The organism is Klebsiella michiganensis, from assembly GCA_000963575.1.
Classification (GTDB): Bacteria; Pseudomonadota; Gammaproteobacteria; order Enterobacterales; family Enterobacteriaceae; genus Cedecea; species Cedecea michiganensis_A.
On sequence record CP011077.1, the window covers coordinates 1,049,810 to 1,063,425 of the forward strand.

A 13,616-nucleotide genomic window follows, 5' to 3' on the forward strand; every position below is an offset into this window, starting at 1 on the left:
AATATCCTGCGTCTCAAGTAGAATCAGTACAGTAGGCTTAATTACTCCAGGAGACGGACATGTCATACAGTGGCGAACGAGATCAATTAGCACCCCATATGGCCCTGGTGCCGATGGTTGTTGAACAAACATCCCGCGGCGAACGTTCATACGATATCTATTCTCGTCTGCTTAAGGAGCGCGTCATCTTCCTGACCGGTCAGGTAGAAGATCATATGGCTAACCTGATTGTGGCGCAGATGCTGTTTCTGGAAGCAGAAAACCCGGAGAAAGATATCTATCTTTACATCAACTCTCCGGGTGGCGTAATTACGGCCGGGATGTCGATTTACGACACCATGAAGTTTATTAAGCCGGACGTCAGCACCATTTGTATGGGCCAGGCTTGTTCGATGGGCGCATTCCTGCTGACCGCAGGGGCAAAAGGTAAGCGTTTCTGCCTGCCTAACTCCCGCGTCATGATTCACCAGCCGCTGGGCGGCTATCAGGGCCAGGCGACGGACATCGAAATCCACGCTAAAGAGATCCTGAAAGTGAAGGCACGTATGAACGAGCTGATGGCAGAACATACGGGCAAATCGCTTGAACAAATCGAGAAAGACACCGAGCGCGATCGTTTCCTCTCCGCAAGCGAAGCGGTAGAGTACGGTTTAGTCGATTCGATCCTGACTCACCGTAACTAATGCCCGAAGCATTGGGCCGCTATACTATAGTCAAGTAGCGGCCTGACTGAACGCTTCACTATCGGCTGCGCCGTAGAATGGCACTTGTGCTACCGGTGGTAGCACACAGAAAAGAGAAGAGGTTTTACTGATGACAGATAAGCGCAAAGACGGTTCAGGCAAACTGCTGTACTGCTCTTTTTGCGGCAAAAGCCAGCATGAAGTGCGCAAGCTGATTGCCGGGCCGTCAGTGTATATCTGCGATGAGTGTGTCGATTTATGCAACGACATCATTCGCGAAGAGATTAAAGAAGTTGCGCCGCACCGTGAACGCAGCGCGTTGCCAACGCCGCACGAAATTCGCCACCATCTTGACGATTATGTTATCGGCCAAGAGCAGGCTAAAAAAGTGCTGGCGGTTGCGGTTTACAACCACTACAAACGTCTGCGCAACAGCGACACGTCCAACGGCGTCGAGTTGGGGAAAAGTAACATCCTGCTGATCGGCCCGACCGGTAGCGGTAAAACGCTGCTGGCAGAAACGCTGGCTCGCCTGCTGGATGTGCCATTTACCATGGCGGATGCAACCACGCTGACCGAAGCAGGTTACGTGGGCGAAGACGTTGAAAATATCATTCAGAAGCTGCTGCAGAAATGCGACTACGACGTACAGAAAGCCCAGCGCGGTATCGTGTACATCGATGAGATCGATAAAATCTCCCGCAAATCTGACAACCCGTCCATCACCCGTGACGTGTCCGGGGAAGGCGTGCAGCAGGCACTGCTGAAACTGATTGAAGGCACCGTGGCTGCGGTTCCACCTCAGGGTGGGCGTAAGCATCCGCAGCAGGAATTCCTGCAGGTTGATACCTCCAAGATTCTGTTTATCTGCGGCGGCGCATTTGCAGGCCTGGATAAAGTTATCGCTAATCGCGTAGAAACGGGCTCTGGTATCGGTTTTGGTGCAACGGTAAAAGCGAAGTCTGAGAAAGCCAGCGAAGGCCAGCTGCTTGGCCAGGTTGAGCCAGAAGATCTGATCAAATTTGGTCTGATCCCTGAGTTCATTGGCCGTCTGCCGGTTGTTGCGACGTTAAGCGAGCTGAGCGAAGACGCGCTGATCCAGATCCTGAAAGAGCCGAAAAATGCCCTGACCAAACAGTATCAGGCATTGTTCAATCTGGAAGGCGTAGAGCTGGAATTCCGTGATGAAGCGCTGGATGCGATTGCCAAGAAAGCGATGATCCGTAAAACCGGTGCTCGCGGCCTGCGTTCCATCGTGGAAGGTGCGCTGCTGGACACCATGTACGATCTGCCATCTCTGGACGACGTGGAAAAAGTGGTCATTGACGAGTCCGTCATTGCCGGCCAGTCCAAGCCGCTATTAATTTATGGTAAGCCGGAAGCGCAGCAGGCCTCCGGTGAATAATTCGCCAGAATAACCAGTCAGTTAATAAGAAAATGGGGGATTTTATCCCCCATTTATTTTTCCTGCATTCCCACAGTTGAATGTCCGGGAAACAGCCCCATATACTGATTTACTTGTTGGTGGAGCGGAAGCGTTCACCAAATCACCTGGCGGACATTAAACTAAGAGAGAGCTCTATGAATCCTGAGCGTTCTGAACGCATTGAAATCCCCGTATTGCCGCTGCGCGATGTGGTGGTTTATCCGCACATGGTTATTCCACTGTTTGTCGGGCGTGAAAAATCCATTCGCTGCCTGGAAGCTGCAATGGACCATGATAAGAAAATCATGCTGGTGGCGCAGAAAGAGGCTTCGACGGATGAGCCAGGTGTTAACGACCTGTTCACTGTAGGTACCGTTGCTTCAATTCTGCAGATGCTGAAACTGCCTGACGGTACGGTAAAAGTACTGGTGGAAGGGCTTCAGCGCGCACGCATCACTACGCTGTCTGACAACGGCGAGCACTTCTCAGCCCAGGCTGAGTACCTGGAATCGCCGGCGATTGAAGAGCGCGAGCAGGAAGTGCTGGTTCGCACCGCAATCAATCAGTTTGAAGGCTATATCAAGCTGAACAAAAAAATTCCACCGGAAGTGCTGACGTCGCTGAACAGCATCGATGACCCTGCACGTCTGGCCGATACCATTGCCGCCCATATGCCGCTGAAGCTGTCGGACAAGCAGTCAGTGCTTGAGATGTCCGATATCAACGAGCGTCTCGAATACCTGATGGCGATGATGGAGTCGGAAATCGATCTGCTGCAGGTTGAGAAACGCATTCGCAACCGCGTTAAAAAGCAGATGGAAAAAAGCCAGCGCGAGTACTATCTGAATGAGCAAATGAAGGCGATTCAGAAAGAACTGGGCGAAATGGATGATGCACCTGACGAAAATGAAGCGCTGAAACGTAAAATTGACGCGGCGAAAATGCCGAAAGAAGCGCGTGAGAAAACCGAAGCCGAGCTGCAGAAGCTGAAAATGATGTCGCCGATGTCTGCGGAAGCCACCGTGGTGCGCGGCTATATTGACTGGATGGTTCAGGTTCCGTGGAACGCCCGCAGCAAGGTCAAAAAAGATCTGCGTCAGGCGCAGGAAATCCTCGATACTGACCATTACGGCCTCGAACGTGTGAAAGATCGCATTCTGGAATACCTCGCAGTCCAGAGCCGCGTGAACAAACTGAAAGGGCCAATTCTTTGCCTGGTCGGGCCGCCAGGGGTAGGTAAAACCTCTCTGGGCCAGTCCATCGCTAAAGCCACGGGCCGTAAATACGTGCGCATGGCGCTGGGCGGCGTGCGTGACGAAGCGGAAATCCGCGGTCACCGCCGGACTTACATCGGCTCTATGCCGGGTAAACTGATTCAGAAGATGGCAAAAGTCGGGGTGAAAAACCCGCTGTTCCTGCTGGATGAAATCGACAAGATGTCTTCCGACATGCGTGGCGATCCGGCGTCTGCTCTTCTGGAAGTGCTTGATCCAGAACAGAACGTGACGTTTAACGATCACTACCTGGAAGTGGACTACGATCTCAGCGACGTGATGTTTGTGGCGACCTCTAACTCCATGAACATCCCGGCGCCATTGCTGGACCGTATGGAAGTGATTCGTCTGTCGGGTTACACCGAAGACGAAAAACTGAACATTGCCAAACAGCACCTGTTGCCGAAGCAAATCGAACGCAACGCCCTGAAAAAAGGCGAGCTGAAGGTTGATGACAGCGCCATTGTCGGCATTATCCGCTATTACACTCGTGAAGCGGGCGTCCGTAGCCTGGAGCGTGAAATCTCCAAGCTGTGCCGTAAAGCGGTGAAACAGTTGCTGCTGGATAAATCGCTCAAACACATCGAAATCAACGGCGATAACCTGAAGGATTACCTTGGGGTGCAGCGCTTTGATTACGGCCGTGCCGACAGCGAAAACCGTGTAGGCCAGGTGACCGGGCTCGCGTGGACGGAAGTGGGCGGCGACCTGCTGACCATTGAAACCGCCTGCGTACCGGGTAAAGGCAAGCTGACTTATACCGGCTCTCTCGGTGAAGTCATGCAGGAGTCCATCCAGGCTGCGCTGACCGTGGTTCGTGCCCGTGCGGAAAAACTGGGTATCAACGGTGACTTCTACGAAAAACGTGATATTCACGTTCACGTACCGGAAGGGGCTACGCCGAAAGACGGTCCAAGTGCCGGTATCGCAATGTGTACCGCGCTGGTGTCCTGCCTGACGGGGAACCCGGTGCGTGCCGATGTGGCAATGACCGGTGAAATTACCCTGCGTGGTCAGGTGTTGCCGATTGGTGGTCTGAAAGAGAAGCTGCTGGCGGCACACCGGGGCGGCATCAAAACAGTACTGATCCCGGACGACAACAAGCGCGATCTGGAAGAAATTCCGGACAATGTGATTGCCGACCTGACTATTCATCCTGTGAAGCGTATTGAGGAAGTTCTGACCCTTGCGCTGCAGAATGAGCCTTCCGGCATGCAGGTAGTCACCGCAAAATAGTGACCTGACGCAAATACAGTCAATAAAATTAGGGCTGGTAAGTGAATTGTCACTTGCCAGCTTTTTTTTGTGTCGCTAATTTAGTTGCTGGCTGAGCTTATCGTCCACAACTCCTGTTGTAAGGGCATGACGAGCCTGTTATAACTGCTGCGCGGTCGCGCCTGAGGGATATCAGGTGCGATATAAATTATAAAGAGAGGAAGAGAAGAGTGAATAAATCTCAACTGATAGACAAAATTGCCGCAGGTGCTGATATTTCTAAAGCCGCGGCTGGACGTGCGTTAGATGCTGTTATTGCTTCTGTTACTGAATCTCTGCAGTCCGGGGAAGACGTAGCACTGGTAGGTTTTGGTACCTTTGCTGTTAAAGAGCGTGCTGCCCGTACTGGCCGTAACCCTCAAACCGGTAAAGAAATCACCATCGCCGCAGCAAAAGTACCAGGCTTCCGTGCTGGTAAAGCGCTGAAAGACGCTGTTAACTGATTTATTAGCCCCGACTGACTGGGGTGTATGGTGTCAGGTATCGCAGGGGCGCATCATTTGATGTGCCTTTTTTATTGCCTGAAGCCGAATTTTACGCAGGTGTTGATGATTTGCAGCGGGTTTCTTGTCACAATACGCCCTTGCGCGCAGCACAGGGCAGCTTGAGTCACTAAGGATGCCAGCTTAGCGCCTGCGCAGGTTTACCAAGTCATACTACAGCGGAGTGTTGTTACACCATGATGGACAATTTACGAGCGGCGGCTAACCATGTCGTGCTCAAGATCATTCTGGGTTTGATTATCTTGTCATTCGTTCTGACTGGCGTGGGTAGCTACCTGACTGGCGGTAACAATAATTATGCCGCAAAAGTAAATGGCCAGGAGATCGGCCGTAGCCAGTTCGAAAATGCGGTGGCTAACGAGCGTAATCGTCAGCAGCAGCAATTGGGCGATCAGTTCTCCGTCCTCGCGGGCAACGAAGGCTACATGAAGCAGATGCGTCAGCAGGTGCTCAACCAGCTGATTGATGAGGCGCTGCTCGATCAGTACGCCAAACATCTGGGCCTCGGCATCAGCGACGAGCAGGTGAAAATGGCCATCTTCAGCCAGCCTGCCTTCCAGAATAACGGTAAGTTCGATAACGCTCGCTATAACGCAATCATCGGCAATATGGGACTGACGGCCGATCAGTACGCACAGGCGCTGCGTAATCAGCTCACCACCGACCAGTTGATTAAAGCCGTGGTTGGTACCGACTTTATGCTCAACGGTGAAACCGACGAGCTGGCGGCATTGGTTTCCCAGCAACGCGTAGTGCGTGAAGCCACTATTGACGTGAAAGCGCTGGCCGCGAAGCAAGAGGCTTCCGAGCAGGAAATCAACGCCAACTACGAGCAGAACAAAAGCCGCTACATCACTCCGGAACAGTTTAAAGTCAGCTACATCAAACTGGACGCCGCTTCCATGCAGGAAGAGGCCAGTGATGCGGACGTTCAGGCTTACTACGATCAGCACAAAGATGAATTCACCCAGCCGCAGCGCAACCGCTACAGCGTGATTCAGACCAAAACTGAAGATGAAGCGAAAGCGATTCTTGACGAGCTGAACAAGGGCGGCGATTTTGCCGCGCTGGCGAAGGCCAAATCAGCTGACATTATCTCTGCCCGCAACGGCGGTGACATGGGCTGGCTGGAAGCCTCCACCACGCCTGATGAACTGAAAAATGCCGGTCTGAAAGAAAAAGGCCAGCTGTCGGGCGTCGTCAAGTCTTCCGTTGGTTTCCTGATTGTTCGCCTGGATGATATCCAGCCTGCCGTTGTGAAGCCGCTGGCGGAAGTCCGTGACGGCATCGTGGCTAAAGTTAAGCAGGAAAAAGCCGTTGACGCTTACTATGCGCTGCAGCAGAAAGTGAGCGATGCCGCTAGCAACGATAACGAATCTCTGGCAAGCGCCGAGAAAGTTGCAGGCGTTAAAGCCGTTGAAACCGTCTGGTTCGGCCACGACAATCTGCCGGACGAGCTGAACTTTAAACCGGTTGCCGACGCTATCTTCAGCGGCGGTCTGGTGGGCGAAAACGGTTCACCGGGCAGCAACTCTGACATCATCACCGTCGACGGCGATCGCGCTTTCGTTCTGCGCGTTGCCGAGCATAAAGCCGAAGCGGTTAAACCGCTGGCAGAAGTGCGTGACCAGGTGATTGCCGCCGTGAAGCAGCAGAAAGCTGAGCAGCAGGCGAGGCTGGATGCCGACAAGCTGCTGAACGCGCTGAAACTGGGCAAAGGTGCTGATGACATGAAAGCCGCTGGCCTGAGCTTCGGCGAGGCGAAAACCCTGAGCCGCACCGGACAGGATCCTATCAGCCAGGCTGCCTTTGGTCTGCCTCTGCCGGCGAAAGACAAGCCGAGCTATGGCGTCGCCAATGACATGCAGGGCAACGTTGTACTGCTGTCTCTGGACGAAGTGAAAGCGGGCTCTATGCCGGACGAGCAGAAAAAAGCGATGGTGCAGGGGATCACCCAGAACAACGCCCAGATTGCTTTCGAAGCGCTGATGTCCAACCTGCGCAAAGAAGCGAAGATTAAACTGGGCGATATCATCGACCAGCAGCAGTAATCCTCGCAAATTTTTGCAACGCAGTGTAACTCCAGAAGGCCGCTTTCGCGGCCTTTTCCATATCTTCAACCCGGCGTTTGTCGCTGATTTTTATCCTCGCTATGGTGAGTGGGCTGTCAACACACATGGAGGACACAGCATGACATCAGGAATCAAAGCATTTTCACTCTCCCTCGTACTGGCCGGTTTACTTGGCTGCGCACCGGCATATTCTGCCGCAGAAAAGGCGGGTTCGGCCCCGGTCAACACCTCAGCGGCGCAGCCTAAAACGGCCCCAGCCAAAGCGGCGGAGCAAGGGGAGGGGCTGGTGAGTCTCAATAGCGCCCCGGCAGAAGAACTGGCTCAGAAGATGAACGGCGTGGGGCTGAAAAAGGCGCAGGCCATCGTGAGCTATCGCGATGAATTTGGTCCTTTCAAAACACTCGACCAGCTGCATGAGGTGCCTGGCATTGGCGCATCGCTGGTAGAACGTAACCTGGCTCGCATAAAACTTTGAGTTTACGTGCTCAGGCTTCCACCTGAAGAAGAAAGTTTGCTACGCTGAGTTAGAGGTCATACCAGTTGGTGGGGTATGGCCTCGCTTACCTTCACCTGATGACAACAATAAACAGTACAAGGGTTTCGCGCTATGCAGACACATATCAAAGTTCGTGGATACCATATGGATGTCTACCAACACGTTAACAACGCTCGTTATCTCGAGTTCCTCGAGGAAGCCCGCTGGGAAGGGCTGGAAAAAACAACGGGCTTCCAGTGGATGACGGAACACAACATCGCTTTTATCGTGGTGAATATCAATATCAGCTACCGCCGCCCGGCGGTGCTTGGCGACCTGCTGCGTATCGAAAGTTCGCTTCAACAGCTAAACGGTAAAAGTGGGGTATTAAGCCAGGTGGTGACGCTCGAGCCTGAAGGCGAAGCCGTCGCCGATGCGCTGCTGACCTTTGTCTGCATTGATTTAAAAACGCAAAAGGCCGTTCCGCTGGAGGGTGAACTGCGTGACAAGCTCGAACAGATGATGAATGCCTAAAATTGCTGACAAAGAGGGGAAAAGCGTGGTTTTCCCCTCTGTGTGATTATCAGCCGAAAATCAATAAATTGATTTTCCGGTCTTTTTTACGAACCGTCCGGTATTTCTTCTATCGACAGAGGTTGGTCACCACGCCGTTATGTCTTATTTGAGGCCAGTCTTTTGCTGCATCGCGGCCATTACTGCGGGTTTATTGGCCAGATAGTGGTTCAGGCCGTTAGCACGCAGGTTGCAGGCGGCACATTCTCCACAGCCGTCGCCCTGAATGCCGTTGTAGCAGGTTAGCGTCTCCTGGCGCACCGTTTCCAGGCTCTGCCAGTAATCGGCCAGCGCCCAGGTTTCCGCTTTGTCCAGCCACATCAGCGGCGTTTCAAACCGGATGTTTCTTGCCATCCCGAGGCTTACCGCGTGATTGAGCGCTTTGACAAACTCATCGCGGCAGTCCGGGTAGCCAGAGAAGTCCGTTTCACAGACGCCAGTTATCACGGATTCCGCTTCAACCTGGTACGCGTAAATCGCCGCCAGGGTCAGGAACAGGATGTTGCGGCCCGGTACGAAAGTGCTTGGAATGCCTTTATCCTCGGGGTTATAGCCCGGCACCGGAATGCTGTCTCGCGTCAGGCTGCTCACCGCCAGTTCGTTCAGCAGGGTGACATCCAGGACTTTATGTGCGCGGGCGCCAAGCTTCAGAGACAGCTTTTGGGCCACGTCTATTTCTGCCCGATGCCGCTGCCCATAATCAAAGGTCACGCAGTGCACTTCATCGTATTGCTGTAAAGCCTGAATCAGGCAGGTGGTGGAGTCCTGTCCGCCGCTGAAAACCACGACTGTACGTTTCATTCTCTATCCTGTCGTTCACAAGGGTGTCTGGAAAAGGGGTATGGTAACGCCCCGCCAGGGCGCGGGCCAGCTTCTTCACGCCATTCCTGGCGGCGGCAGCCAGGCTTCACAAAAATCAAACCAGCCCCAGGCATTCAGTTCAATGCCATTTACGCCGGGTGGGGCGCTAATCTGGTAGCGATAATTAAACAGCGGCGTGACCACGGCCTCCCGCATCAGGCCGTGAAAGACTTCTTTCAGGCCTTCATTACGCTCAACAGGAGGAAAGTAAGCCTGCACGGCATCCAGCGTGGCCTGCAGGTGTGCGTAATGCCCGGCGCTTAATAAATTAGGCCACAGGACATCGCTGCGAAGCCATTGCTCAAGGGTGTATTCCGGGGCTTCCCCAATCAGTCTGTCGCCCATCACGATATCGGCCTGGGCTAAATCCTCGCAGCCAGCCCAGGTTTTGGCATCGTGAAAAATGACCGTCAGTTCACAGCCGCGCTCTGCCAGATAGTGCCTGAGCTGCAGGGCCATGGCATGAAGCTCAACCGGCAAATGGTAAACCAGCGTGAGTTTTTTCGGTAACGCTACGGCTGTGTGGGTATCCCAGCCGGGAATTTGCCAGCCGGGGATCATCTCCCGATTGGAGGTGATAAGCTCGCTGTTAAGCGGCAGCGTGGCGATCATCTCCGGCTCCCGGACAATCTGCATGATTGTTCTGGCCTGTGCTGCGCTGAGCCTCCCCTGCGGCCTGATCCCCAGATAGCAAAAGCCCAGGCTGATGCTATTGCTGACCGGGCGCAGATTCTCCAACTCATCCTGCTGGCCGATGGCGATTTGTACCGGATGCAGGCAGCTTGTGCCGAGTGTGGTTTCGAAGAGCTGCGGGGTTATCCAGTATTCAATGGCTTTCAGCAGCGGGTGTTTCAGATGGTAGCTTTCAAAGCTTTCCAGCCGCACCAGATTCGGCTTGAAGCCGACTATGCGGAATGGGCCGCAGCCCAGCTGAGTATCCTGCGGATGGGCCAGGCGGCTGCAGTAGCTCGCCAGGCGGTGCGCGAGCCAATAGTCAGGCCGATGCAAAATAAACCGCAGACACTGCGCATGGGGGATCTCAATCCGTTTTATGCTGATGAACAGCCGCCGCAGAGCAGGGAGTTCCAGCAACATCATCAGCCGGTGCTGAAGCTGATGGGTTTCTACAGGTTCACCGTTGTGCCAGTGCAGGGTGGAGCGGATAAAAAAGTCCCAGCACAGGCCGTTGTTTGATATTTGCCAGTGGTGGGCGAGGTCAGGCTGGGGCTCCGGGCTTTCACGGGTAAACCGCGTCAGGCCGGAAAACACCTGCCCGGCGAGGTGCTGCTCGGCCCGGCCCGGCAGAAAACCTGGGGCGACGGGATCGAGCGGGCGGTAATAAGGGATGCGCAGCGTCGGGACATCGTTTTGCCACTGGCCGCCGAGGAACGGCTGTAATAGCTGGCGAAGCTGCTCCGGGGCGAGCTGGGCCAGCTCCAGGGCGTTCTGATGCTGACCCTTATCTAAAACCTGCTCCATCATGCCCGAACGGACATGTTCCGGTGAAACCAGAAAGGTGAGGTCACCGCGTTTACCGCGGCCAGACTGCGCGCGCCAGCGCAGCCAGCCCGCATCTTCAAGCTGGTTAAGCAGCGTCCTGACGTGACGATCGCTGCAAAAGCAGCGCTCGGCCAGCTCGGCAACGGTCACCTGCTGCGGTTCTCCGCCGGAAGGCTGCCATAAACGCTGGAACTGATTGAGCCGATTCAGAAGTCGCATAATAAACCCGGAACATTTTTTACCAAGTATTCACTATTAGTTCCGTATATTCCAGAGGATACTTTTAGCTGTCACGATCACTTCTGGAGTAACCATGGCTCGTCTGGCTGCATTTGATATGGACGGCACGCTGCTGCTGCCCGACCATCACCTTGGGGAAGCAACCCTGAATACGCTGAAGCGCCTGCGTGAAGAGCGCCAGATAACCCTGGCCTTTGCTACGGGTCGGCACGAGCTGGAGATGCGCCATATCCTCGGCAAGATCGATCTGGAGGCTTTCCTTATCACCGGGAACGGCACGCGCGTTCACAGCATGGAAGGTGAGTTAATGCACCGCAACGATCTTTCGCCGTGGGCGGTAGAGACGGTGCTGCACGGCCATTGGGACACGGAAGCGAGCATGCATGCATTTAACGATTCAGGTTGGTTAACCAGCCATGAAATCCCGGAAATGCTTCATGCGCACGTTTATAGCGGTTTCCGGCCGCATATCGTCGATCTTCGTACTCTACCGGCTCACGAAGTCACTAAGATCTGCTTCTGCGGCGATCACGACGATCTCTGCCGCCTGCGTATTCAGCTCAATGAAGCGCTGGGCGATCGCGCATTTATTTGCTTCTCGGCAATGGATTGCCTGGAAGTGCTGCCGGTGGGCAGCAACAAGGGGGCAGCGCTTGGCGTACTGAGCACCCACCTAGGTTTCACTCTGCAGGATTGCATGGCATTTGGCGACGCGATGAACGACCGCGAAATGCTCTCGGCGGTAGGGCACGGCCTGATTATGGGCAACGCCATGCCGCAGTTAAAAGCGGACTTACCCCATCTGCCGGTTATTGGCCATTGCCGTAACCAGGCGGTCTCGCACTATTTGACGCACTGGCTGGACACTCCACATCTCACCTATTCCCCCGAATATTGAGACCTTACAGCACCGGGCATTTAGCCCGGTTTTTTTATACCCGCCTATACACGTCATACTTCAAGCCGCAGGTGCGTTGACGGCCGGCTTATTCATGAGCCTCACCCCTTCGGGGCCAGCGCAAGCGCTGTTCAAAACGACCTGAAAGTCTTTTTGTCCTGCGACTCGAATTATTTAGGGGATTGATATGAGTCGGGCAATCTCAGCCTTAAACGGTGAGAGATCGCCGATATGATCGTTGACCCAGGCAGAATTGTAGTAGGACTCAAGATAGCGTTCACCGCTATCGCACAGCAGCGTCACGATAGAACCACTCCGGCCTTCCTCGCGCATTCTGGCGGCAAGTTGCAGCACACCCCACATATTGGTGCCGGTTGAGGCACCCACTTTCCGGCCAAGCTGGGATTCCAGCCACAGCATGGTGGCGACGCTGGCTGCGTCCGGAACGCGCATCATTTCGTCAATCACATCGGGAATAAACGAAGGTTCGCAGCGTGGGCGGCCAATACCCTCGATTTTGCTGCCAACTTCGCTTTTCAGGCCACAATCGCGCTGATGCCAGTAATCAAGAAACACCGAGTTCTGCGGATCGACAACGGTGAGCTTAGTGTCATGGCCCTGGAAGCGAAGGTAGCGCCCGATAGTGGCCGATGTGCCGCCAGTACCGGCGCTCATCACGATGTAATCCGGTACCGGATGCGGCTCATGGGTCATCTGGCGGAAAATACTGTCGGCGATGTTGTTGTTACCGCGCCAGTCGGTTGCCCGCTCGGCGTAGGTGAACTGATCCATATAATGGCCGTTTAGCTCACGGGCAAGCATTTCCGAAGCGGCGTAAATTTCGCAGGCGCTTTCTACAAAGTGGCAGCGGCCGCCGTAGAATTCAATTTGTTCAATTTTACGTTTTGCGGTGCTGGCGGGCATCACGGCAATAAACGGCAAACCAAGCAGACGAGCAAAATAGGCTTCAGACACCGCCGTTGAGCCAGAAGAAGCTTCGATAATCGTGGTGCCTTCTTTAATCCAGCCGTTACACAGCCCGTACAGGAACAGTGAGCGCGCGAGGCGGTGCTTCAGGCTGCCGGTCGGGTGCGTGCTCTCATCTTTCAGATACAGCTGAATACCCGGAAAAGCGGGCAAAGTCAGGCGGATAAGATGCGTATCTGCAGAGCGTTGATAGTCGGCGTTGATCTCGCTGATGGCGTTAGTCACCCAGGTGCTGGTCATGGAAAATTCTCATTTATCAATTTGTGCTTAGCGTAATCCAAAGCAAGGATAAAAAAGTTGCCATTTTGTCTTTTTAGCGCTTCCATTAGAGAAAATATTTCTCCCCGGTGGCCTTGTGATAGATAAAATTGACCGAAAGCTGCTTGCGATGCTGCAGCAGGACTGTACCCTGTCTTTGCAGGCGCTGGCGGATGCCGTTAATCTGACCACCACCCCGTGCTGGAAACGCTTAAAACGCCTGGAAGACGAAGGCTATATTCGCGGCAAAGTTGCGCTGCTGGATCCGGAAAAACTCGGCCTTGGTCTGACGGCGTTTGTGCTGATTAAAACCCAGCAGCACAGCAGCGAGTGGTACTGCAAATTTGTTTCGGTGGTGGAAGCCATGCCCGAAGTTCTGGGGTTCTGGCGCATGGCCGGCGAATATGACTATCTGATTCGGGTTCAGGTGGCCGATATGAAGCGGTATGACGACTTTTATAAGCGGCTGGTGAACGGCATCCCGGGATTAAGCGATGTCACTTCGAGTTTTGCCATGGAACAGATAAAATACACCACAGCATTACCTCTAACTTCCTGATTCCGCACTGTGCGGAACAGTAGCCTCTACTC

Annotated in this window: 12 protein-coding genes; 9 read left to right on the forward strand and 3 right to left on the reverse strand. The window is 54.0% G+C overall.

Features of this window, described 5'->3' with window-relative positions; genetic code table 11:
• Positions 1 to 59: 59 nt before the first annotated feature.
• From VW41_04885 to VW41_04915, 7 genes are all read left to right on the forward strand, one after another.
• Positions 60 to 683, forward strand: coding sequence for a hypothetical protein (locus tag VW41_04885; protein AJZ88426.1), 624 nt, complete (start codon positions 60 to 62; stop codon positions 681 to 683).
• 130 nt (positions 684 to 813) lie between these two features.
• Entirely contained in the window at positions 814 to 2,088 is a 1,275-nt protein-coding gene (gene clpX, locus VW41_04890) for a Clp protease ClpX (protein AJZ88427.1), read from the forward strand.
• 176 nt (positions 2,089 to 2,264) lie between these two features.
• The gene (locus tag VW41_04895; GenBank protein ID AJZ88428.1) at positions 2,265 to 4,619 is read left to right on the forward strand and encodes a DNA-binding protein; all 2,355 of its coding nucleotides are present in this window, start codon (positions 2,265 to 2,267) and stop codon (positions 4,617 to 4,619) included.
• Between the two features lie 209 nt (positions 4,620 to 4,828).
• Entirely contained in the window at positions 4,829 to 5,101 is a 273-nt protein-coding gene (locus VW41_04900; protein ID AJZ88429.1) for a transcriptional regulator HU subunit alpha, read from the forward strand.
• Positions 5,102 to 5,337: 236 nt separating this feature from the next.
• Complete coding sequence (locus tag VW41_04905; GenBank protein ID AJZ88430.1) at positions 5,338 to 7,212, forward strand: molecular chaperone; 1,875 nt, start codon at positions 5,338 to 5,340, stop codon at positions 7,210 to 7,212.
• Positions 7,213 to 7,351: 139 nt separating this feature from the next.
• The gene (locus VW41_04910) at positions 7,352 to 7,708 is read left to right on the forward strand and encodes a competence protein ComEA (protein AJZ88431.1); all 357 of its coding nucleotides are present in this window, start codon (positions 7,352 to 7,354) and stop codon (positions 7,706 to 7,708) included.
• A gap of 132 nt (positions 7,709 to 7,840) precedes the next feature.
• A complete protein-coding gene (locus tag VW41_04915; protein ID AJZ88432.1) occupies positions 7,841 to 8,242 on the forward strand; it encodes a thioesterase in 402 nt (133 codons plus the stop codon).
• 144 nt (positions 8,243 to 8,386) lie between these two features.
• Here the strand turns inward: VW41_04915 and VW41_04920 are convergent, their stop codons facing one another.
• Together VW41_04920 and VW41_04925 are read right to left on the reverse strand one after the other, a co-directional pair.
• Positions 8,387 to 9,082 (reverse strand): queuosine biosynthesis protein QueC, encoded by a 696-nt coding sequence (locus tag VW41_04920; GenBank protein AJZ88433.1) that lies wholly within the window; start codon positions 9,080 to 9,082, stop codon positions 8,387 to 8,389.
• A gap of 75 nt (positions 9,083 to 9,157) precedes the next feature.
• Positions 9,158 to 10,861, reverse strand: coding sequence for a peptide ABC transporter substrate-binding protein (locus VW41_04925; protein AJZ88434.1), 1,704 nt, complete (start codon positions 10,859 to 10,861; stop codon positions 9,158 to 9,160).
• A 94-nt stretch (positions 10,862 to 10,955) separates the two neighbouring features.
• On the opposite strand from VW41_04925, the gene VW41_04930 reads away from it, so the two are divergent.
• Complete coding sequence (locus VW41_04930) at positions 10,956 to 11,780, forward strand: thiamin pyrimidine pyrophosphate hydrolase (protein ID AJZ88435.1); 825 nt, start codon at positions 10,956 to 10,958, stop codon at positions 11,778 to 11,780.
• Between the two features lie 174 nt (positions 11,781 to 11,954).
• On the opposite strand, the gene VW41_04935 is transcribed toward VW41_04930, so the two are convergent.
• Positions 11,955 to 13,007: a cysteine synthase gene (locus VW41_04935; protein ID AJZ88436.1), complete on the reverse strand. Its 1,053-nt coding sequence runs from the start codon at positions 13,005 to 13,007 to the stop codon at positions 11,955 to 11,957.
• 115 nt (positions 13,008 to 13,122) lie between these two features.
• On the opposite strand from VW41_04935, the gene VW41_04940 reads away from it, so the two are divergent.
• Positions 13,123 to 13,584 carry a transcriptional regulator gene (locus VW41_04940; protein ID AJZ88437.1) on the forward strand — a complete coding sequence of 154 codons (462 nt, stop codon included), beginning with the start codon at positions 13,123 to 13,125 and terminating at the stop codon, positions 13,582 to 13,584.
• The last annotated feature ends 32 nt before the right edge of the window (positions 13,585 to 13,616 follow it).